Raw genomic sequence first — 22389 nt, 5'->3', positions numbered from 1 at the left:
CAGTAAATTTCTCCGTTGCGGGCTGTTTTCGGCCAAATTGCTATTGGCAGTCCTTTTGCGCAGGCTTTCTATGGCCCCAGACCGGTTTGGCAGGTGAATCCAAGGCCATTTATTAACTGCAGCTTTGGTCGGCTCGGGGCCAGTTCACTATGATCAGCCCGGCCAGAATGAGTGCTGCTCCGGCAAAAAAACCAGGGGAAAGATTTTCATTTAACCATAGCCATCCCAATAATGAACCTACCACAGGCTGAAAGCACATGAAAAGTGAACCTACTCCTGCATCCATCAAATCCATGCCTTTATTCCAGAGAAATAGAGCTATTGCAGTGGATATGATACCGATATACAAAGTTCCCAACCAGACCAGGCTGTTGGCAAACATTCGCACTTCATAGAACTGCATTTCTATGATTGCTACCGGAGTGGTGAAAAAGACTGCACATAGCACAGCATAGGTGGTGATGGTAAGGGTAGAATAGCGGGCTGAGGCTTTTTTTACATAAATGGATAACAATGCCCAGGTAATAGCAGCTAGGATCAAAAACAGACTGCCCTGCCAGCTTTTCTCACCTTCGGGGTTTAGCCCAATTACCATCACAATGCCCAGCATTGCCAGGAATAGAGCCACCAGTTTGCGCATATCCAGGCTCTCCTGCAAAAGAGGCCGGGCAAGCAATACCGTGAACACCGGTGAACTGGTGGTAAGCAATGCTCCGGTGTGGGCGTCAGTGAACTTGGTGCCTAAAAACTGAGCGCCTATCGACACGAAATAGCCGATAAAGCCAATCCAGACCAGGAGCAGCATATCCTGCCGCTTTATTCTATGCTGGCCATATAGAACCATCACTATCACCAGCACCAAACCGGCTATAAGATAGCGCAACCACAGCAATGTGAATGGAGGCACAAAGTCCATTACATATTTGCTGACCACATATAAACTACCCCATATACTTGTAGCCAGCGATAATGAAATCGCCCCCCACAGCCGCCGGTTCACCCCTTGGCTTCCCCCTTAACCTGGTGTCATCCAGCCCGCTTTGCCCTTGCAGGAAAAGTGCGGCTGTGACAGTTCTAAGCATTACGACCCGGAAACTCCGCTCGGGTAATCGGATAATGTTGGCGCAGTTCCGGTAAACGGTCTTTAATCACCTGTATAGGATCCATTAACTCACTTCGCTCATTTTACTGCGTAATCGTACAAATTTACTGTGTTAAGGATATATTGTGCCATTGCCATGGTCAACTTGCGCAAATCGGTATATGCAAAAAAAATGACTGACCATTAGCCACTCCATGCAAACACCAACTATTTACAGATCCCCTGGGATCCCAGCCCTCAGAACCTGCTTAAACCAAATTTTTTTCTATCCAATCTTTTAATATTACCGCATGATTTATCGTTTCACTTTTGGCTGCAAATAAAAAGGTGACATTTCCGTTCTGGAGCTTTTCCCCAATCAGGTCCAGAAATTCCTTAGCTAGTTCACTGGTATTCAGTTCACATGTATAAGCGAACTTAAAGTCTTCGAACCGGCCGGCCTCATGGTTAAAAGTTTTTCTAAGCTCAGGCGACGGGGCTATTTCTCTAGCCCAATAATCTATTCCGGCTTTTTCTTTAGCAAGCCCCCGAGGCCATAGCCTATCGACCAAAATCCGATAACCGTCATCGCTGCCCGCTTCTTGATAGACTCTTTTCAGCTTCAGAATTGTTTTCGCCACCTTCAAATCTTCCATCCTTTTTGATATCACGCCGAGCTTCTTTGACTATTCCCGCTGTCTCTGACTGCAAAGAAGTTCAGATTACTGACAAGCCGGCCCGAGCTATCATGTTCCCTATACACAAAAAGCTTTTCGAAAATTCGAAAAGCCTTAATCTTCATAATGGTCGGAGTGACTGGATTTGAACCAGCGGCCTCTACGTCCCCAACGTAGCGCTCATACCAAACTGAGCTACACCCCGACGCAAAAATCATTTTATAACAGATGTTTATATAAGTCAAGCGTATTGAGGCCTTGTCTGGCGAGCGGTCCGCCATAAGCTACGGCATGTGCTGCGTTTGCGCCATGATCGGATGACGACAGCAATCGCCTAAGAGCAGCCCCCGTTGCCATTGTCCAGTTGGTACTTGGCGTGCAATGCTCGTACCGCTTGGGCGATCAGGTCCTCATCGATCAGGCAGGAAACCTTGATTTCCGAAGTGCTGATCATATGGATATTGATGCCTTGCTCAGCCAGGGCCTCGAACATCCTGGCAGCCACTCCCGGATGGCTCTGCATTCCCGCACCCACAATTGATACCTTGGCAACATCGGCATCATAGGATAAACCGGAGGCTCCCAGTTCGCTTACCACATCCTCCACTACCGCAAGGGCTTTGTTAAGATCAGGTTTTTCAATAGTGAAAGCGATGTCATTGCGGTTTTCCCGCATGGCGCTCTGTATTACCATATCTACATTAATGCCTTCCGCAGCCAGTCTGTTAAAGAGCAGGCTGGCCACACCAGGCCGGTCAGGAACGTCAAAAATAGCGATCCGGGCTACATTGGTGTCGTGAGCCACGCCGCTGACTACTCTCTGTTTCTCCATTCTGTTTACCTCCGTGATAATGGTTCCAGGATCGGGTTTGAAACTGCTGCGCACTTCTACTTCCACATGATACTGCATGGCACACTCCACGGCCCGGGGCTGCATAACCACGGCACCCAAGCTAGCCATTTCCAGCATCTCTTCATAGCTGATGGTGGCCATCTTATGAGCCTTGGGAACCAGACGCGGGTCGGCCGTGAAAACCCCCTCAACATCGGTGAAAATGATGCAGCGTTCAGCCAACAGACTGGCTGCCAGAGCTACCGCAGTGGTGTCGGAACCGCCGCGCCCCAGGGTGGTGATGTCGCCCTGCGGGGAAATACCTTGGAACCCGGCGATAACTACCACCTTATCCTGCTCCAGTTCCTGCAGGATACGGTCATTGGTTATGCTTATTATTCTGGCTTTACTGTGGGTATCATCGCTTCTGATGCCGGCCTGCCATCCGGTCAAAGATATTGCCGGGGTGCCCCGGCTATTTAAAGTCATAGCTAAGAGGGCCGCAGACTGCTGCTCACCGGTGGCCAACAGCATATCCATTTCCCGGTGCCATTTCTGCTCACCGGTAGCACCGGCCAGATCGATCAGCTCATCAGTAGTGTCGCCCATGGCTGAGACCACTACCACCACCTGATTGCCTTCTTCGCGCATGACGGATACTCTTTCAGCAATGCTCTTGATCTTTTCGATAGAGGCTACCGAACTCCCTCCGAATTTCACTACCAACAAGCCCAAGATTATTCACTCCCTAATTATGAATGCCATATAAAAGCAGTTACATAGTTTTAGACGTCGTATTCTTCTATCCTGACTCCGTATTGATCAATTGCGGTGTACAGGCACTGGCTCTTTATACCCCTGGCGGCAAAGGCATCCTGCATAGCCTGGCCGATGGCAGCGAGATTGCTCTGAGCCAGGGCTAATACTGAAGGCCCGGCACCACTTAAACAGGCCCCCAGGGCGCCATTCTGGACAGCGCTGTCGAGCACCTGTGAAAGTCCAGGGATCAACTGCTGACGCGCCCTCTGCACTATGGTGTCATCCATGGCCAGCTGCAGATGGCGGTAGTCACCGTTGGCCAGGCTCTGCAGCACAAAACAGGCCTGCTGGGTGTGGTGCACACAGTCTTCCCAACCGACCTGGCGGGGCAATACTGCCCGGGCTTCGCGGGTAGGCAGTGTGAAGTCGGGCACCACGATCACTGACTGGAGGTTATCCCGCACTGCAACCTGTTGGTAATAAACCTGCTGGTCGACTACCATGGCGGTGGTCAGCCCCCCAGCAGCTGCTGCAGCGATATTGTCGGCGTGCCCCTCCAGGCTTAATGCCCAGTCGAGCAACTGTGAGTCTGTAAAGCGGTATTTCAAAAGGTGATTAGCCAAGTACAGGCCGGCGATAATGACGGCTGCACTGCTTCCCAATCCTTTGCCCATCGGAATCTCGCTGTTGATTTCAAGTTTCATGGCCGGCATTTCAATTCCGGCCTGATCGAATACCAGTCCTATAGCCCGGGTCAGCAAATCGTCGCCGGGAGGCGTTCTATTATCGGTGTTATTTACATCCTCGACAACTGCGGTGACTTTGCAATAGAGCTGCCAGGCTAATCCCAGAGTGTCAAAACCGGTTCCCAGGTTGGCACTGCTGGCCGGTACAATAACCTTGACCATTCAGGTTAGACCTCCATTCGTTCGGTGCCTTCCAACCTGATTACATTATCAATACGGCTGACGATGCTCATTCCCTGCAGAACCGCCAGGGAATCGCGCATATTCTGTTCCTGCACCTTGTGGGTGATCAATATCAATTCTGCACAATTACCACTGCTGGTCTTCTGGATCACTGAGGCTATGCTGACATTGTTGTTGCCGAACACACCGGCAATGCCAGCCAAGACCCCAGGGCGGTCGGTGACTGTCATACGGATATAGAACTCCGCACTGAGCTGGTTAATATCGAGTATAGTACGGTCTTCATAACAGGTGCAGCCGATGCGCGCACTGATGCCATACTGAATATTGCGGGCGATATCGATAACGTCCCCCAAGACAGCGCTGGCCGTGGGAAGTTGACCGGCACCCTGTCCATAATGCATCACTTCGCCTACTGCATCGCCGTTAACAAAGACCGCGTTGAAGACATCGTTTACCGCCGCCAGAGGATGGGAATCAGGCAAAAATGCAGGATGAACCTTGATCTCCAATTGTCCCTGTGAATTCTCTTTGGCCACCGCCAAAAGCTTGACCACATAGCCCAACTCGCTGGCATAACGGATATCTGCCGGGGTTATGGCGGTTATCCCTTCTACATAGACATCACTGAAGGTCACCCGGGTATTAAACGCTATAGAAGAGAGTATGGCGATCTTGCGGGCGGCATCCAGCCCCGCCACATCTGCGGTAGGATCGGCTTCAGCATAGCCCAGGGCCTGGGCTTCGGCCAGGACCTCTTCAAAAGGCTGGCCTTCACGCGACATCTTGGTGAGGATATAATTGGTAGTGCCGTTTAAGATGCCGATGACCTCTTTGATGCGGTTGGCTGCCAAAGACTGCTTAAGGGGATATATGATGGGTATACCTCCGGCTACGCTGGCCTCGAAATAGAAATCCACTTTGTATGCGGTGGCAGTCTCGAACAGGATCATACCGTGTTCGGCGATCAGGTCCTTGTTGGCAGTAACCACATGCTTGCCCCGGCGCATGGCCTCCAGAATATAATCCAGGGCGGGCTGTATGCCACCGATCAGCTCTACCACGATCTGAATGTCCGGATCGTCGAGAATTTCATTGATACTGCCGGCCATAACGGCCTGATCCAAACCGAGTTGCAGGCATTTTTCGCTGTCCTTTTCCAACACCTTTTTGATTTGAATCCCCTCACCGGCACGACGGGCAATGGTGTATTGATTCTGCTCTAACAGTTTTACTACTCCCGAGCCCACTGTTCCGCATCCCAGCAACCCAATATAAATCATGTCGCGACCTCCTGTTTAACCTCTGCCGACAATTTCTGCATAGACTACGCCGTTTAGTTCTCCTAAATGCTTGATCAATTCGTCTACGGTTATACTCAGTTCTTCTATGCTCAGAGACACGGTCACCAATGCGGCCCCATTGAGGGGCAGATTTTGGTTAATGGTGAGCACGTTGCCATGATATGCAGCTATACAATTCAGCACCCCTGATAGAATACCTGAAACATGGCGCAGAAGCAACGAGATATTGATTATCTCCAGGCCTTTGGCGTCAAAAAAGGTATTGACCCCGTCCTTGTACTTGTAAAACGTACTGCGCGCCAGCCCCAGCTTTTCTACCGCTGCGGAGACTGACATGGCCTCCCCTCTGGCCAGCATCTCCTTGGCCTGTACGGTTTTGAGAATAGATTCGGGTAGGATATCTTCACGTACCAGATAATAACGCATGGTCATAAATTGCTTCTCCTGTTCACCACAGGTAGACTACTGATTCCATATAACGGACATTATATCACTACCGCAACGATTCGACAATGCTTTACTAGAGGTGATGAAATCTTCACCCGTCCCCTGTGATGCAATTTCTTGCAATATTTTTTATGAGGTTGAATTAATTTATCTTTTCTGTTAAGACTAGACTGACTGGAATTAAATATTTTGGGGGCCGGCTTCCTTCATAAGCTTTAAGCAAAAGGCTTTTTTAAGGAGATATTCCCGTTATGCGTTGTGATTATCATTTACATTCGTCTATTTCAACTGATAGTTCAACCAGTCCTGTTAAGCAAATAAAACAAGCCGAAGCGTTGGGACTGGATGAGATTTGTTTTACTGAACATTTGGAAATCCATTATTATAGAGGCAAAGACTGGCATGTCAACCTGCAAGATTATAAAGAGCGTTTCGCCCGGTTAACCTCATCCAGGGTCAATATTAAGTTTGGGATCGAAGCCGGCATCTCGCTGGCGGCGGAACATTTTCCTGAGCTTGAAGAAGAACTGCGGTCGGTGCAATTTGATTTTGTTCTGGCCAGTGCCCATTCCATCAATAATATTGACCCCTTTGATCCTGCTTTCTATGAAGGTAAGACCATAGCCCAGGTGTTCAGGGATTATATAAGTTCGATTTTGACCGGCATTAAGCAGTTGAACGCGGACCTTTACAGTAGTGTGGGACATATTGATTTCCCGGCCAAGGGAGCCCATTCGGAGAAGGATCCCCGACTGTTTTTCCATTATGCCCCAGATGAAATTGATGCTTTGTTTAAGTATATTATCCCGCTGGGCAAGTGCATTGAAGTAAACACGGCCACTTATCGCACCCTGGGCAAACTGGAGGTACCGGGGGAGGATTGGCTGCGCCGTTATGTACAATTGGGGGGTGAATTTGTAACCTTCGGCTCTGATGCCCATTCACCTGAATACATCACCTATCATTTTGATGAGGCCATGGCTTTGGCGCGGCGTGCCGGGGTAAAATACTATGCCACCTTTGACCGGATGGTGCCTGTGTTCCATAAGTTATAATAGAAGTAATCATTTTTTTGTTTTTTCGGAAAACGAGGAAACAACCGCTTCCTATCGGATTTGTTACTCATTTGCATATTTCCCCTATATGCTAAACGCAAATATCCCCTGGTTAGAGGCTTTAGCTATGTAAACGTTCTATTTCGTTTATAGTTGTTTTAATCTTTTTACTCGTACGCCTATATCAATCGTGTCTTCAATTCATTATCGATAATCTCTATGTCAGTATAATCTTGATCGTTTGTCATCGGTAAGGCGCTTCACTAATTCAATATAAATAAGTGGATATGTTAGAATTAGGATACAATGATGCGAAGGGTGGGGTTGGTTTGAAAACTGCAAATAATAACATAGAAAAAGCCGCTCAGGAATTGAATGTAGCCAGCTATGCCGTTGCATTGACTGGAGCAGGAATCAGTACAGAATCCGGCATACGGGATTTCAGGGGTAAAAACGGTTTATGGACGACCGACCCGGAAGCCGAGCGTAAAGCGTATCAGAGCTTTGCCAAGTTCCTGCGTGATCCCAAAGAACACTGGATCGAGAGGCTTACTTCAGCCAGCCTCTTAAGGGATCTGTCCGGATATCAACCCAACCTGGGTCACCTAGCCCTGGCTGAGCTGGAAAATATGGGTATTATCAAAACAGTTATTACCCAGAACATCGACAATCTGCACAGCAGCGCAGGAAGCAGAAATTTAATCGAATACCACGGTAATTATTCAAAGCTCCGTTGCATGAATTGTGCTTCCAAATATGAAAAAGATGAGTTCAACTTGGAAGAAATGCTCCGGAATGATTCACTGCCGCCCATTTGTCCCAATTGCGGTCATGCCTTGAAGCTGGACATTGTGTTTTTTAATGAGCCTATTCCAGAGGAAGTAGCGGCCAGGAGTCTGCACGAAGCCGTTAAATCTGATGTTATGCTGGTTTGCGGAACGTCAGCAACTGTCTATCCTTTTGCTGGCTTGCCGCTGGCGGCCAAGCAAAATGGCGGAGCTATTATTATCGAAATTAATGCGGAACCGACTCCCCTGACCAACGGCGGCCTTTCCGACTACTTTATTCAGGGAAGCACGGGCGAATGCTTGACGCAGATAATGCAAGAAATCAAGCGTATAAGAACTTAGCTAATTCCAAAATGCTATTCGTCTATAAAAAATTACTCAATATTTTTTACTGGCATTAATGCAGCCTGATATTCTTGATGGAAGTAATACATTCATGCTAAAATGTATCCGTAAATAATGAAGAATGGAGAACGGCAGTGCGCGAGCATACTCTGGCCTAAACAAACGCAATACAGGACTATAGGGCGACCAGCATCTATCAGTTCTGTTATGCCCAGAATGCTTGTTACTGCTAATCTCACATAATAATGCAGTTTAAGAATCGCAATGGTTTTGTGACTGCAGGTGATACTTATATGGCCTCAACAGGTTGTAAGTAACAAGTGTTGCTTACAACCTTGCATATTTTCTGGAGGTGTTTTAATGCTAATTAGCTGCCGTCAGGTGAAAAAAAGCTTTGGAGATACCATCATTTTGAATGGCATAGATCTGGATATTTGCCGGGGGGATCGGATAGGCCTGGTCGGTCGTAACGGGGCCGGTAAAAGTACCCTGGCTAATATTCTTGCGGGCTGTCTCGACTATGATGAAGGCAGCTTGAGCACTCCTCGAGAACCAATAATTATAGGTTACCTAGGCCAGAAGGAATCGGAACCAGAGCTCTATATTAATAAGTTAGAGGGTCAAGAAGAAGCCTTTGGCGAATTCGTCAGTCATATGGGCATAACCAGGGTTCAAGACTGGTCAGGGGAGCGCTTGCAGAATCTTAGCGGAGGAGAAAAAACCAAGCTGGCTTTAGCCAGGGTCTGGTCTTCCCGGCCTGATTTGGTAATATTGGATGAACCCACCAACCATTTGGATTATCGGGGTTCCAGCTATCTTATATCTAAATTGGCTTCTTACCAGGGCGCAGCCATAATTATTTCCCATGACCGCTATTTTCTTGACCAAACGGTATCGCAAATAGCGGAGTTGGAAAACGGAATTATCCGAATATATAAGGGCAACTATTCGACATATCGGAAAGCCAGGCAAAGAGACCGTGCAAGCAGGCAACACGCCTATGATTCGCAGCAGAAGGAACAAAGGAAGATTGAGGCCGCTGTAACTCAGCTAAAGACCTGGTCCACTAAAGCCCACCGTGAATCCCGACATAAGGGAGAAGGTATGGGCGGGAAAGAATATTTTCGCAAAAAGGCTAAAAAACGTGATCAAGCCATAAAATCGCAGATTAAACGCCTGGAAAAGATGAGACGGGAGCAGATTGAGCGTCCTCAAAAAGAGCCGCGAGTCAACTTCGATTTAAATGCTCGGAGAAAAGGTGCCCGGCGCCTGTTGGCAGCTCATGAGATCAGCAAAACATATGGAGAATTGGTCCTATTCAAGGATAGTTCATTTTATATAAACCGGGGTGAAAAGATAGGTATACTGGGCCCTAATGGTTGTGGAAAGACCACCCTGGTTAAGGCTATTCTGGGGGAGGAAATTCTGGATAAAGGGGAGATATTCCTCAGCCAAGCAGCCCAGGCAGCCTATGTTAGTCAGGAATTGCCCCAGGGCGAAAAAGCAACCCTGCTTGATCTGGTCGCGAATTGGACTCGTGAACAGCAGAAGCGGACCATTCAACTGCTGATTCAACTGGGGATACCGTATGACCGACTTGGGGTGGCCATGGGGGAACTCAGCCAGGGAGAACGGATGAAGATAGCTATGGGACTAGCCATTATGGGTGAACGTGATCTGCTCATTCTAGATGAGCCTACTAACCATCTTGATGTCTACAGCCGTGAGGCTTTGGAAGAAAGTCTCATTAATTTTCCAGGAACAATACTAATCATCTCCCATGATCGTTACCTATTACAACAAGTTTGCCAGCATTTGCTGGTTTTCGATAAACAAAAGATAATCCGCATAGAAGGCAAAGTAGAATCATACCTGACAGAAAAACAGTTTAATAAAGTTACTTTTGATTCCGAAACATCCGCAAATAAAGAAGAACTCTTATTACTGGAGACAAAAATCGCCTGGGTCTTGAATGAACTTAACCGAGTAAAACCAGATACCTCAGAATATATATCGCTTGATAAAGAGTACACCCAATTGGTGCAACGCAAAAACGAAATCAAACCAAGCAAAGGGTAGATGTGAAACCGCCGTCCCCTACGGGCGGAGCAGAGCCCCGCCCCTACGTCACAATGAAAAAACCGGCCTTTGGGGGCCGGTTTAAGTGGTTTTAACATATATTCACACGATTATGCAGATCAAGCCTCCGCTGCCTTCATTGACAATGCGCTGCAAGGTGTCCTGCAGTTTCAGCTGAGCGTTTTCGGGCATACGGTGCAGTTTGTTCTGAATACCTTCTCTGACCAGATCATGCAGGGATTTGCCAAAGATGTTGGATTCCCAGATCTTGGCAGGATCTTCTTCAAACTCATCCAGTATGTAGCGCACCAGCTCTTCACACTGTTTCTCGGTCCCAATTATGGGGGTTATTTCGGTGGTTATATCTGCACGTATGATGTGCAATGATGGGGCTTTAGCCTTCAACCTGACCCCAAACCGGCTTCCCTGGCGGATCAGTTCAGGTTCTTCTAAAAGCATCTCCTCCAACCGTGGGGTGACTACCCCATAGCCAGATTCCTGCACCTCAACCAGAGCAGAGGATACTTTGTCATATTCTTTCTTGGCAACGCTGAGGTCTTTCATTAAGCGCATGATATCTTGGGTGCCTTCTACGGTGAAGCCGCTGACGTCACTTAAAGAGCGATAGAATAATTCATCGGGCACAGATACATCCACAGCTGCGGTGCCAGTTCCCAGGTTCATTTCCTCCAGGCTCACATAGCTGACATTTTCCACATTGGAAAGCCTTTCGATGGCCTGATCGATATCACGGACCTTACGGATTTCATTCAAGATGTCCCGTATCGAGGTCTCCAGACCATCTCTGAGCCAGAAGTCGGCATCCAATTCATCGACCCAACCAGGCAGCTTGATGTTGACTTCATGAACCGGAAATTCATACAGGGCTTCTTCCAACAGACCATAGATCTGTTCCATGGACATACGAGCTACGTCTATGGGTGTAACGCTGACGCCGTATTTTTGCCCCAGTTCTTCGGCCAGGCGCAGGGTTTCCGTGCTAAATGGGTTCACCGAATTGAGAATGATTATAAACGGTTTGTTGAGGTCTTTCAGTTCCTGTATGACCCTTTCCTCCGCCGGGACATAATATGAACGCTGGATGTCACTGATGGAGCCGTCAGTGGTCACAACGATCCCGATGGTGGAATGATCTACAATGACCTTCCTGGTCCCTATTTCGGCCGCTTCTTCGAAGGGAACCTCATAGTCAAACCAGGGAGTTCTAACCATGCGAGGCTCATCACCCTCTTCGTAACCCAAAGCCCCTTCAACAGCATAGCCCACACAGTCTACCAGCCGAGCCTTGAAGCTCACGCCGTTCTGCGTGGTGATTTCTATAGCTTCGTTAGGGACAAATTTGGGTTCGGTAGTTGTGATGGTTTTCCCAGCACCACTCTGGGGAAGTTCATCTACAGCCCTTTCCCGATCATATACGTCTTTGATATTGGGGATGATCATTAGCTCCATGAAGCGCTTGATAAAGGTTGACTTACCTGATCTTACAGGGCCTACGACTCCCAAATAGATATCGCCGCCGGTTCTTTCAGCAATATCGTTCAAGATATTGTTACTATCCACTTCTCATTTTCCCTCCCTTGTTTCAGACTTTAAAAGGCATCCTCCCTCCGATGTAAGACACCCCTTAATATCCCATTGCGCTATAACAGTACAAATATATTTATCAATATTCGGTAATATAACCAGAAAAGAAAAAAAGTGTGGGTTTGTCCACACTCAATTTTTCTTGATTTTCTGGTCATTGTAATGCCAATGATCAACACCTGCTGCTGTATTATTCCGCCAGTTGCTCCATTTCATGACGCCTGGCACGGCACATTATGTTGGTCACTTCCTGTGACACCGGCACCTGATTGTACAACACATTATAGCAAGACTGGGTGATAGGCATTTCAACCCCCAGTTCATTCGCCAGCCGGTTCATCACCCGGGTGGTGTGAATACCTTCCACCACCATGCCTATCTCCTGCAAAGTTTCATCCAAACTATATCCGCGGCCGATTAAAATCCCGGCTCTGCGGTTGCGGGAGTAATCGCTGCAGCAGGTCACAGCCAGGTCTCCTATTCCGCTCAACCCGGTAAAGGTGTGATAGGCACCGCCCATCTTAACACCCATGCGGATAATCTCCATAAGCCCGCGAGTCATCAAGGCTGCCACGGTATTGTCCCCATAGCCTAATCCGACTACCATCCCGGCAGCTAGAGCGATGATATTCTTCAATGCTCCACCCAATTCTACTCCAGGCAGGTCCAGGTTGGTATAAACCCGGAGATATCTTGATATATAAGCATCCTGCACAAAAAAAGCTGTCTCTTCACAAGTGGAAGCCACAGTCACCGCGGTAGGAACCTGGCGGGCCACTTCTTCCGCATGACTGGGACCGGAGAGGGCTGCGTAATATGTCAATATGTCTTTTCCCAGCACATCAGCCGCAGTCTCACTGAGCCTCATTCCAGTAGCTATTTCTATGCCTTTGGCGGTATTGACCAGAACCGTTCCAGGATTATAAAGGGGCCGCAGTTGTTCGAGTACCTGTCGCACTGCTTGGGCGGGCACCGCCGCCACTATCAGCTGTGCTTCTTGTACCGCTTGGCCCAAGTCGGAGGTGAGGGTGATATCCGCAGGTATGGGCAAGCCTGGCAAATAACGGCGGTTTTCCTTATCCTTGTTTATGGCTGCCACTTCATCGGCTTGGCCCCAAATGGTGACCTTAAAACCGTTTTTATTCAGAACCAGGGCCTGAGCGGTTCCCCAACTGCCAGCCCCCATGATGCATACCTTTTTCATTTTATCTCCCCATATAGATTCTTTTATACTGCCCTATCGGTTATTCGGGCTTCCTGGCCCGAGACCAATCTCTGTATGTTAGAACGATGCCTGAACAATACCATACCCGCTAGAAACAGACTCATAATGGTATATGGCCAGGGCTCCCTCAAAATCAGGCAGAGAATGGGTAAGAGGGCTGCTGCCAGTACTGAGCCCAAGGAGACATAGCGGGTCAAGAGTACCGATAAAACCATGGCCGCAAGGAGAACCAGAAATATCTGCGGCATCAGAAAGAGGATAACCCCTGCAGCTGTGGCAACACCCTTTCCGCCCTTAAAAGAAAGAAAAACTGTATAACAGTGGCCTACCACCACCATGACTCCACAGGCCGCGGCCACAACCGGGCCGCCCCAACTGAGGCCAATCCAGGCAGCGATAAAACCTTTTAAAAGGTCGCCTAGGAGAGCGAGAATTGCGACAGATGTTTTGGTGGAACGCAAAACATTAGTAGCCCCGATATTGCCGCTGCCTTTTTGGGATATATCCACTTTCCCCAGGTATTTGCCAAACAAATATGAAAACGGAATGGCTCCCAACAGATAGCTCAGTAAGATCAGTACCCAGTAATTCACTAATCTCCCCCTCCTCTAAAACCCTGTGGTTTTCTCATCATCATTGATACTTAGAAGTGTTTTTCCGCACCAAAAGGCGCAGCGGCGAGCCCTCGAAACCGAAATTTTGGCGCAACACATTTTCCAGGTAGCGCAGATAGGAGAAATGTACCTCTTCAGGATCGCTGCAGAACAATACGAAGGTAGGCGGAGCAGTTGTCACCTGAGTGGTGTAGAATATTTTTACCCGCTTGCTGCCGCCAGGCAAAGGGTTGAGCAAAATAGCTTCGTTTATGACCCGGTTCAGCTCAGCTGTGGTAATGCGGCGGTTGTGTTGTTCGACCACAAAATCGACCAGTTCGATTATCTTGAAAATGCGCTGCCTGGTCAAAGCCGAAACATAAAGGATGGGAGCATAGGCCAAGAACTTCAGCTCTTCGCGAATATCCTTATCATAGCGATTCATGGTGCGCTCATCTTTCTCAACCGCATCCCATTTATTGACCACGACGATGTTGGCCTTGTTCTGTTCATGCACATAGCCGGCGATGCGCTGATCTTGTTCGGTAACCTTTTCCACCGCATCCAGCATAATAAGAACCACATCGGCCCTTTCAACACTCTTTAAGGTGCGAATCACGCTGTATTTTTCCGTGGCCTCTTTAATCCGCGACTTCTTGCGGATGCCGGCGGTATCTATCAAAATGTAGCGGTTACCGGCAAACTCAAATGGAGTGTCGATCGAATCCCGGGTGGTTCCTGGTATTTCACTGACTATCACCCGCTCTTGGCCTAAAAGGGCGTTGACCAATGACGATTTGCCCACATTAGGTCGACCCACAATAGCGATCTTAATGGCTTCAGGGTCTTCATCATAGGCAGTCAACGGTTTGAATTGGGCGATAACCGCATCCAACAGGTCATTGGTGTTCATGCCATGCATGGCTGAAACAGGGATGGGATCACCGAATCCCAGGCGATAAAAATCGACCCATTCCAATTGCCGATCAAAATTCTCAACTTTGTTAGCCGCCAGTATCACCGGTTTATGTGCGCGGCGCAGCATATCCGCCACCTGTTCATCTTCTGCAGTTATGCCCTGCCGGGCATCGAGCACGAAAACGATCACATCGGCTTCATCAATGGCAATCTCTGCCTGCAACTGCACTCCCCGGGCTATACTGTCGGTTTCTTCAAAGCGCAGGCCGCCGGTATCGATAATGATGAATTCCCGGCCCAGCCATTCGGAGACATCATAAAGACGATCCCGGGTCACCCCGGGTATATCTTCCACAATGGCTTTGCGCTTTCCTGCCAGACGGTTAAACAAGGTAGATTTTCCTACATTGGGTCTGCCCACGATGGCAACTACCGGTTTTGACATAGCTTTACTCCGCTTTTATATTTATTGTTCCCACCACAGCCTCAACCAGGTGCTGAGCCTGCATTGGCACCACCTGGATGACCGCTTCCGTGGCCTGGGTGATCTGTGCCAGCGAAATATCATCCAAAAGCACGTCCTCATCAGCCTTCAAGATGATTTCGGGCAGGAGGATGTTTTTCCCTTTATATTTTTTACCCAGGACAGCGATGATATCCTGACCGGTTAAAAGACCGGTTACGGTGATACTTTCACCCATAAAACGGTTGGTTATCGGTATGAGGTTTACAGCTAGCCCATCTATCTGCCTAAGCCGGTGAACTATAGGTTGTAGTACAGCCGCGCCCGACACCCCGGTGACAATATGCACCTCCCGGGGCTCTACGTGCTCCGGCAGATCTTTTTCCAAACCTGAGAACTCATCCCAGAATAGGCGGATCAACCCAATGCCATTCTCCATTTGTTCAAAACCGTCGTAATAACTGCTATCTGGGATGGCATGATTGGCCCGCAAATAGAACTCATCAGCCAGGTAAACCAACCCAATGCCATACTGATGTCGGTAGTTTAGCTGATAATTGTCTACCCTATCGATCAAAATCGCGGCCTGCTCCGCACTAACTGGCGAAAGCTCTGCCAGGCCCTGGCGATGGCCGCTTAAACCGACCGGAACCACGCCAATGGACTGCACTCCCGGGTAATACCCGGCTAATTGCTCAATAGTCTCTTCAAGGATGACCCCATCATTAATGCCCGGGCAAAGCACTATCTGGGTATGCAGTTGGATACCCGCCTGACACAGTCGCTCCAGCCCTTCCTTGATAAGAGCGCCCTTTTTGTTGTGCAGCATCTGGGCACGCACCTCAGCATGCATAGCGTGCACCGAAATATATAAGGGGCTCAACCGCATAGCTAAAATCTTGTCCCAATCGGCTGGTTTCAAATTGGTCAGAGTGATGAAATTACCGAAAAGAAAGGAGTGGCGGTAATCGTCATCCTTGATTTTCAGGGTGGCTCGCACATTCTGTGGGAGTTGGTCGACGAAACAAAATACACATCGGTTGGCGCATACCTTCATTTTATCAAAGATGAAACCATCCAGGATCACCCCCAGGGTCTCGTCTTCCTCCTTTTCTATATCAACCACCCAGCTCTGCCCATCGGCTTTCTCAATCTCGATTTCCAAGACAGTGTCTCCGACTGCAAACTGATAATCTAATATGTCGGCAACATCCCGGCCATTGATGGAACACAGTCTATCCCCAGGCTCAAGCCCTACCTCTGCAGCGATACTTCCCGGGGCGACATCTTTAATCAGAGCTGACATATTGCTCCCCCCACTTCATCTACCCCACTATTATCCCCTATCGATTAGTGCCCTGCAAGAGCTGCTCCCGGTCTGTTAAAGATTATTGCCATGCTTCTTCAACTCATTCTTAAACGCCAGGGTTTCGGCTCTGATTTGTGCGAATTGTCTCACACTCAGATAGTCGGCCAGAAGGTTAGACAGATAACGCCCCCAAATCCGTGACGGTATATAGCCGCCCAAAGCATAAAAGCAGATAACCCTGAACATTAACTGCCCGGAGCCACCAATTCATCTGTCTACCCCAAACAGGTCACGGTGTCGGAAATGATCGTGGAGGCCAGTTTATAATTGCGCCCTCCCCGCCCCAAAGTATAGACCTTGAGTGCCCTGCCATCTCTTGAATTCCGTAAGCATAAATCAAGGTTCTCCTTTCTGAGTCAAGTCACAATCACCAAAATTGTTTTATGTGGCGATAATCATTGTTATGCAAATCGCCCATAAAATATGGGCGGCTATATGCGTGATGAACTCCCGGTGGGGCCAACAAATATTATGTCTATGTCTTCACCGCTACTGCACCGATTTTAGGCGGGTTATTTCTACTAGATTAACGATAATTCTTAAACGCCTCCTTGGTACCCTGAAACAAAAACCGACGTCCCAGCAAAGGTCCAGCCCAGACGCCGGGATACGAAAACCACTGATCATCATCAAGAGGTTGACCCGGCTCATGCAGTTCACCGCTATAACCTCATGCTGTTCCACTCCCATCAGGCGTGCTACGCTGATCAGCATTGAGGTGCACCGATCCCCATATTCTTTTTACTCCAGCACATAGACTCCCATTATTACGGTCGTCTGTGCCCATATAACGGATGGTGCCGAAATCACTTTATTTCGGTCTTTATCAAAAAAGGTATAACCATCATATCATCCGGCTAAAGCATCGCACCATCAATCAATTTTAAGTGCAGGTCGCAGCCAGTACCGAAGAATGAGCTCTCAATTGCAGCAATGATAACTTCTACAATAATTTCTTTGTCTAATGTTTACATATATAATTAGTATGTTGCCTTCCAAATCATGTACATTGCTGCCCAGAATACGAGCCAAGCTCACAATAGCTTCTGCTTTTCGCTCGCCACTGTCTTGAACTATGAATACCGGACACCCGCAACCCCTGTACCTTATTGGCATCCAGAGTAACAATGGCCAGAATAAACTCCTTCAGGCTGATTTCCATTCAATCCACGCCTTTTCTGCCCCAATAACTTTCTAAACTAGTGCGTCATGGGCTGATTCTAAAACCGGCACCTCTTGATCATCTCAACCATCACATCCATATCCGGCCTGTTAGGCAATTGATAAACAAGGCCAGGTAGCCTTATCAGCATGTATTCTGGCCATTGGCGCCATTCCATCTCAAAGGATTTCCCACCTTGGCACCCAGGATAGAGGTTCATCATGAATAATAGCCATGCGCTGGCCCGGACTTTGTAGGGTCAGGCGTCCATCATCATCCCGTGGATGGATCACTACTGCCAGGCTTCTGCCAGAATCTTCTGGACGGGCTCTGGTTCAAAGCCGACATTCATCATAAGCATCGGCTAACAGCAAAGCCCCACAAACCTTCACTTGAGCTGGCTGGAATGGGTGACCATGTCTCCTATCGATGTTTCACTCAACCGGGTGGTAGCATATATCATCAGAATCCTAGCCATCACGCCAAACGGCCATCCTACAAATGCGTAACCGCAGTCACCACCGAGGTCAACATCACCAGATAATTACGCACTTCAAATACCTGAGCAATGCCTCTATATAGTCATGCCCCCGGGCTATCAGTTTGTTCTCCAGGCTGGCCAAAGTTTGCGTTCCATGTCCCTGATTTCCCGGAATTGCGGCTGCCAGGGCTAAAGGTAACCGCCGCATAATCTGGCCTAGTGGATGGTGGAATAGCCACCGCCCCCAGGCTGGCGGCGATGAAGTTTAGCCAGATGGGTCACGGCCAAGGAGGGGATAGTGCAGGGTAACATGGCAATCATAGCGCAACAACACCCAGCGGTTAATGAAACTCCGTACGATTCCTGCCACACAACTGTTCCGTAACCGGGCATCAGCGACCTATGTTATTTTATTAAGCAGATAGAAACCTGCCCCGGCGGCCCCAGCAACTATGATCAGGATCAATATAGTGGTCCAGGCGGAAGGCGAACTCTGTTGCAGAGGCTTGGCCGCTGGTCCTCCCCCAGAGCTGGTATCGCTGCTGCCACCCAGGGCTGAGGACAGTACATCCGCAAAAGCGGTCACACCCTTGGTGGCATCATCTTTGGGATTAGTGTGGGAACCGACCTCGATCAGCATGGCCCGGGGATTGAGGTCCTGATTGAAATCCCCTTTACCCATGAAGATGCCGTTGGATAACCCGGGTTTGCTCTTGTCCATAACCGCCTTGAGCCGTTTGGCGAATTCCAGGTTGGTTTTCATGTTGGGATTGCTCTTGCCGACCACCAGTTTGATTTTGGTGGCTTGCTGCCCGTTGAGGGTGGTCTGATATTGCTGAGCTGGCACCGCATCGCGATGGACGTCGATTAAGACCTGTGAACCGTTTTTCATCAAGGCAGTCGCGGTTCGGCGTGAGCGGTTATAGGCATTGATATCGTGGGGATTGTGATTGTTCTTATTGTATTCCACGTTGTAGCCCAATTGCTGCAGGCGCTGAGCCAGAACATAGCCGACATCGTATATGCCCCCGTTGCCTTCTTTACTTTCTTTGCCATCTGTGGGCACATAGGATTCATCACTGTGAGTGTGATAAATGGCGATAGTGGGTTTAGACGCCGCCACCGGAATCTCCCGGCTGTCGATAACCCAGGCCTGGCGGTTGTTATCAAAGCTGACTGCCGGCATCTGTTCCTGGCCGACATATACGCAGCGGGCGGTATGACCGGATACTTCCACCACCTGATATCTGCCATTATCAGCGCTGATGTACTCATCACCTATATATACCTGTGCGCCGGTTTGGGTTATGGTATTGTTGTTCTCATCTACCAACGAAAAGTAATACCCCGAGGGCAATTCCTCGTAAACCGCTTGAGCGCTGCCAGGAACACTTAGCCCCAACCCTATGGCAAGGCCCATAACCAGCAGAAAGGAAACCAGTCTAGACACGGTCATCCCCCCTATCCTCTTGGCCACGCGTTCCGGTAACCGAGACGCGGTCTTCCCAATCCTTGAATTCCTCTTGATCGGGTTCATCATCTTTATCATGTTGGGTATATTCGGCCTCTGAATTATGAGCAGGTTTACGGGCCGGTGCTGGTTCCTTCAGGTTCTCTAACAATGCGGGGTCTTTGTCTTCGCTGCTGGGACCGCCGGCCAGGCGTTCCAGGCTCTCACCGATTATTTCAGCCAGCAGGATCGCTAATATTCCTGCCAGGACCAGCGAATCGAAAGCCCCGGCGCCACCTAGATGGACTGTGCCTCTGACACCGCTCTGCAAGAGATAAATGTATTGACCAATGTCCAAGGCCAGCACACCCATTACTGCGGCGAAAAAGGCCCCACGCCGGGATCTTCCTGCCAGATAGCCAACAATACCAGCCACCAATGGATAAAGGTAAATAGGATCGATAAATACGGTTTCAGGCTCTGCTCCCAGGAAACGAGCACCAATGAACAGTACCAAAGCCGTAACAGCAGCTGCTATGGCGGAGCGCATTTTTTCAAATGCGGTCCCTGCTCCCAGCCATAACCAGACAGCAACACCGACAGTAATCACTCCGCCCACATTGATTGTCACCCGGGAGCTTACCGGAACGTCGATGAAGCTGCCAATAATAATGGCAGCAATCACCGCCAGAGCCGCCCGGTCAGTCATACGTAAACGGTCTAAAGCACGGTGCGCAACTCCAAAATAGATCAAAATCGATACCACCACAAGCGCAATCAGACCAAAGGGAAAATTGGCCACTTTAAGCCACATCCTTTCTGAAACTCTTATGGCAATAGATTTCCCATGAGGGGCGTTTTTATGTAACCGAAGGCGAGCAATAGGTATGGACTAATGGTTTGGTCGACGTGACCAGAGGCGGCAGTCTATTTGGCGGGCCTCAAGCCAGGCCTGGGTTTGTCCCTTGATTATCAGCGGTTTTTCCTGAATGGAAGTGAGGTCGGCAGCAGACGTCATCAGAAATACCGCCTTGAGGCGATACAGCCATTGGCGCAAATATTCAGGTAATGCAACCGCTCCCTGGCTGAAATACAGTTTCAAAAGCGGCGCCGCCATACCCACCAGTTGAGCCCCCATGGCTATGGCTTTGGCGGCGTCCACGGCTGTCCTTATGCCTCCTGTCGCTATTACCTGCACCGGCAGTTGCAGTGACAGAATCTCAGCCAGGCTAGCCGCAGTGGGGATGCCCCAATGATCGAGTTCGCCGTCAAAGCAGCCCTGACGCCGGTCTTCGATCACTACGAAATTAGTGCCACCCTGCCCACCGGTATCGAGAATCTTCACCCCGGCGGCAAAAAGCATGGCGGCGCTTTCTTGACTCAGGCCGAAGCCGACCTCTTTGGCGATGACTGGAACCGGAGAAGCAGAGGCGATATGGCTGATGTTATCCAGCATACCCTTAAACTGTCTTTCCCCTTCGCGCATAGCCAGTTCCTGGGGAACATTGAGGTGCAATTGCAGACCGTCCGCCTGCATCATGTCAATCACTTGCAGGGCCTCATCAGGACGCGCCAGGGCGCTGATATTAGCGAGAACCAGGCCGTGGGGGTTTACTTCCCGGACCACTTCAAATGAAGCTCGCCGCTCCGGGTCGGAGAGCGCGATGGACTGCGAACCCACTGCTATAGCCACCCCGAACTGGCAAGCCAGTTCCGACAAGGCTCGGTTGATCTTATGACCCTGATCGGTGCCGCCGGTCATAGCATTGATCAATAGGGGATATCGCAAGCTTTTGCCCAAAAATTGCTGGCCGAGATCGATCTGCTCCAGATCTAGCTCAGGCACAGCCTGGTGAATCAGAACCACATCTTCGAAACCGTTTTTCTCCGGCCCGTCCGCACAATTCTGGCTTATATCGATATGATCGTCTTTTCGTTTAGCCCGAATACTCATATTCTTCTCACCATTTCCCTGGCTTTTTGCAGCGCTGCAGCATCGTTGATATTGAAAAACAACTCCTGGGCCGTTCCGAACTGTGACAGAGCATTCTCGTCCAGATAACGGGTATTGAGGTCTTGAAAAATCCTGGTCAGTTTGAGCAGGTCGTTTTCCAGGCAGTCAATAAGAAACTCCAGGCAACTGGGGTTGTACACCGCTGCAGTAGGCTGCAGACGGCCTTTTAAGACCGGCACCACCGCGTCAAAACCTGGAGCTTGTTCAAGCATGTGTTCTGCCAACTCGAAAGTGATGAAGGGCATGTCACAACTTATCACAAACAACGGTTCTGCAGATGAGGCCGTTAATGCGGCATGAATACCTGCTATCGGCCCTTTACCGGGATAGATATCAGTGATCACCCGCGCCGGATAATCTGCATACAATTCTGGCTCATTGGTCACAATGAAGGTCTCGCTAAAATGGGGCTGAAGCCGGTTCAAAATGTATTGCAGCACAGTAATGCCATTAAGATCGACTAAAGCCTTGTTGGTGCCCAGGCGTGAACTTTTCCCGCCTGACAAAACGGCCATCACAGGCATCTGCAGGCTCCTTTGTGATAGTAATAGAAAGGGCTGCCTAAGCAGCCCTGGTTCTATCGGGGAAAATTGCTACATTGCTGATTACAGCATCCCTGACAAGGTCCTGGCATAGGTGGCGGCCCGGTTTTGTCAGCAGCAGTTTTAGTACTGAAGGTCGTTAACCGGGTGGTCACATCCGCAGACTGGCACTGGGGGCATTTGACCTTGTCACGCTGTTTGAAACTGGTCAGGATCTCGAACTCCTTTTCACAGTTTCGGCATTTATACTCATATATCGGCATAGGCTACC

The 22389-nt window shown here is 49.2% G+C and carries 25 protein-coding genes and 1 tRNA gene; 3 read left to right on the top strand and 23 right to left on the bottom strand.

All coding sequences use genetic code 11. The features are described from left to right. Positions 1-112 precede the first annotated feature (112 nt). The 7 genes from AC15IQ_RS08905 to AC15IQ_RS08875 form a co-directional block, all read right to left on the bottom strand. Positions 113-1000 carry a DMT family transporter gene (locus tag AC15IQ_RS08905; protein ID WP_483178603.1) on the bottom strand — a complete coding sequence of 296 codons (888 nt, stop codon included), beginning with the start codon at positions 998-1000 and terminating at the stop codon, positions 113-115. A 350-nt stretch (positions 1001-1350) separates the two neighbouring features. Beyond that, the gene (locus AC15IQ_RS08900) at positions 1351-1737 is read right to left on the bottom strand and encodes a DUF488 domain-containing protein (RefSeq protein ID WP_483178602.1); all 387 of its coding nucleotides are present in this window, start codon (positions 1735-1737) and stop codon (positions 1351-1353) included. A gap of 148 nt (positions 1738-1885) precedes the next feature. Further along, positions 1886-1963 (bottom strand) — tRNA-Pro (locus AC15IQ_RS08895). 129 nt (positions 1964-2092) lie between these two features. Further along, positions 2093-3319: an aspartate kinase gene (locus AC15IQ_RS08890; protein WP_483178634.1), complete on the bottom strand. Its 1227-nt coding sequence runs from the start codon at positions 3317-3319 to the stop codon at positions 2093-2095. 56 nt (positions 3320-3375) lie between these two features. Beyond that, positions 3376-4257 carry a homoserine kinase gene (gene thrB, locus AC15IQ_RS08885; protein WP_483178601.1) on the bottom strand — a complete coding sequence of 294 codons (882 nt, stop codon included), beginning with the start codon at positions 4255-4257 and terminating at the stop codon, positions 3376-3378. 5 nt (positions 4258-4262) lie between these two features. Then, positions 4263-5561 carry a homoserine dehydrogenase gene (locus AC15IQ_RS08880; protein ID WP_483178600.1) on the bottom strand — a complete coding sequence of 433 codons (1299 nt, stop codon included), beginning with the start codon at positions 5559-5561 and terminating at the stop codon, positions 4263-4265. 15 nt (positions 5562-5576) lie between these two features. Continuing rightward, positions 5577-6014 (bottom strand): ACT domain-containing protein, encoded by a 438-nt coding sequence (locus AC15IQ_RS08875; RefSeq protein WP_483178599.1) that lies wholly within the window; start codon positions 6012-6014, stop codon positions 5577-5579. A gap of 266 nt (positions 6015-6280) precedes the next feature. Between AC15IQ_RS08875 and AC15IQ_RS08870 the strand changes: the two genes are divergently transcribed. The 3 genes from AC15IQ_RS08870 (at position 6281) to abc-f (ending at position 10296) form a co-directional block, all read left to right on the top strand. Beyond that, on the top strand, positions 6281-7084 hold the full coding sequence (locus tag AC15IQ_RS08870; RefSeq protein ID WP_483178598.1) for a histidinol-phosphatase HisJ family protein: 804 nt from the start codon (positions 6281-6283) through the stop codon (positions 7082-7084). 329 nt (positions 7085-7413) lie between these two features. Beyond that, complete coding sequence (locus AC15IQ_RS08865) at positions 7414-8214, top strand: NAD-dependent protein deacylase (protein WP_483178597.1); 801 nt, start codon at positions 7414-7416, stop codon at positions 8212-8214. 363 nt (positions 8215-8577) lie between these two features. Next, the gene (gene abc-f / locus AC15IQ_RS08860; RefSeq protein ID WP_483178596.1) at positions 8578-10296 is read left to right on the top strand and encodes a ribosomal protection-like ABC-F family protein; all 1719 of its coding nucleotides are present in this window, start codon (positions 8578-8580) and stop codon (positions 10294-10296) included. Between the two features lie 102 nt (positions 10297-10398). On the opposite strand, the gene spoIVA is transcribed toward abc-f, so the two are convergent. The 16 genes from spoIVA to AC15IQ_RS08780 all read right to left on the bottom strand — a co-directional run bounded on the left by spoIVA (position 10399) and on the right by AC15IQ_RS08780 (position 22381). Further along, positions 10399-11877 carry a stage IV sporulation protein A gene (gene spoIVA, locus AC15IQ_RS08855; protein WP_483178595.1) on the bottom strand — a complete coding sequence of 493 codons (1479 nt, stop codon included), beginning with the start codon at positions 11875-11877 and terminating at the stop codon, positions 10399-10401. Between the two features lie 214 nt (positions 11878-12091). Beyond that, entirely contained in the window at positions 12092-13105 is a 1014-nt protein-coding gene (locus tag AC15IQ_RS08850) for an NAD(P)H-dependent glycerol-3-phosphate dehydrogenase (protein WP_483178594.1), read from the bottom strand. A 23-nt stretch (positions 13106-13128) separates the two neighbouring features. Then, the gene (plsY, locus tag AC15IQ_RS08845; RefSeq protein ID WP_483178593.1) at positions 13129-13719 is read right to left on the bottom strand and encodes a glycerol-3-phosphate 1-O-acyltransferase PlsY; all 591 of its coding nucleotides are present in this window, start codon (positions 13717-13719) and stop codon (positions 13129-13131) included. Positions 13720-13759: 40 nt separating this feature from the next. Further along, positions 13760-15082 carry a ribosome biogenesis GTPase Der gene (gene der, locus AC15IQ_RS08840; RefSeq protein WP_483178592.1) on the bottom strand — a complete coding sequence of 441 codons (1323 nt, stop codon included), beginning with the start codon at positions 15080-15082 and terminating at the stop codon, positions 13760-13762. A gap of 4 nt (positions 15083-15086) precedes the next feature. Continuing rightward, on the bottom strand, positions 15087-16406 hold the full coding sequence (locus AC15IQ_RS08835) for a DUF512 domain-containing protein (RefSeq protein WP_483178591.1): 1320 nt from the start codon (positions 16404-16406) through the stop codon (positions 15087-15089). A 75-nt stretch (positions 16407-16481) separates the two neighbouring features. Further along, positions 16482-16655, bottom strand: a complete 174-nt coding sequence (locus AC15IQ_RS08830; protein WP_483178590.1) for a hypothetical protein — start codon at positions 16653-16655, stop codon at positions 16482-16484. A gap of 303 nt (positions 16656-16958) precedes the next feature. Beyond that, positions 16959-17183 (bottom strand): hypothetical protein, encoded by a 225-nt coding sequence (locus AC15IQ_RS08825; protein WP_483178589.1) that lies wholly within the window; start codon positions 17181-17183, stop codon positions 16959-16961. A gap of 207 nt (positions 17184-17390) precedes the next feature. After that, positions 17391-17585 carry a capping complex subunit for YIEGIA gene (locus tag AC15IQ_RS08820; RefSeq protein WP_483178588.1) on the bottom strand — a complete coding sequence of 65 codons (195 nt, stop codon included), beginning with the start codon at positions 17583-17585 and terminating at the stop codon, positions 17391-17393. Positions 17586-17810: 225 nt separating this feature from the next. Further along, the gene (locus AC15IQ_RS08815) at positions 17811-17924 is read right to left on the bottom strand and encodes a hypothetical protein (protein WP_483178587.1); all 114 of its coding nucleotides are present in this window, start codon (positions 17922-17924) and stop codon (positions 17811-17813) included. Positions 17925-18126: 202 nt separating this feature from the next. Beyond that, positions 18127-18183 (bottom strand): hypothetical protein, encoded by a 57-nt coding sequence (locus tag AC15IQ_RS08810; RefSeq protein WP_483178633.1) that lies wholly within the window; start codon positions 18181-18183, stop codon positions 18127-18129. Beyond that, positions 18165-18320 carry a hypothetical protein gene (locus AC15IQ_RS08805; RefSeq protein ID WP_483178586.1) on the bottom strand — a complete coding sequence of 52 codons (156 nt, stop codon included), beginning with the start codon at positions 18318-18320 and terminating at the stop codon, positions 18165-18167. The genes AC15IQ_RS08810 and AC15IQ_RS08805 overlap by 19 nt, the downstream gene beginning before the upstream one ends. A 192-nt stretch (positions 18321-18512) precedes the next feature. Then, on the bottom strand, positions 18513-19562 hold the full coding sequence (gene spoIIP, locus AC15IQ_RS08800) for a stage II sporulation protein P (RefSeq protein WP_483178585.1): 1050 nt from the start codon (positions 19560-19562) through the stop codon (positions 18513-18515). Further along, the gene (locus tag AC15IQ_RS08795) at positions 19555-20376 is read right to left on the bottom strand and encodes a DUF1614 domain-containing protein (protein ID WP_483178584.1); all 822 of its coding nucleotides are present in this window, start codon (positions 20374-20376) and stop codon (positions 19555-19557) included. Before AC15IQ_RS08795 ends, spoIIP begins: the two co-directional genes overlap by 8 nt. Before the next feature lie 78 nt (positions 20377-20454). Next, entirely contained in the window at positions 20455-21516 is a 1062-nt protein-coding gene (gene fni, locus AC15IQ_RS08790; protein ID WP_483178583.1) for a type 2 isopentenyl-diphosphate Delta-isomerase, read from the bottom strand. Continuing rightward, positions 21513-22100 (bottom strand): molybdenum cofactor guanylyltransferase, encoded by a 588-nt coding sequence (mobA, locus tag AC15IQ_RS08785; protein WP_483178582.1) that lies wholly within the window; start codon positions 22098-22100, stop codon positions 21513-21515. Before mobA ends, fni begins: the two co-directional genes overlap by 4 nt. 53 nt (positions 22101-22153) lie before the next feature. Then, entirely contained in the window at positions 22154-22381 is a 228-nt protein-coding gene (locus tag AC15IQ_RS08780) for an FmdB family zinc ribbon protein (protein WP_483178581.1), read from the bottom strand. Positions 22382-22389: the final 8 nt, after the last annotated feature.

This window comes from Syntrophomonas sp. DTU019 (assembly GCA_913757435.1).
Lineage (GTDB): Bacteria > Bacillota > Syntrophomonadia > Syntrophomonadales > Syntrophomonadaceae > DTU019.
The sequence above is the reverse complement of the archived record's forward strand: the minus strand, read 5'-3'. Positions and strand labels throughout refer to the sequence as shown.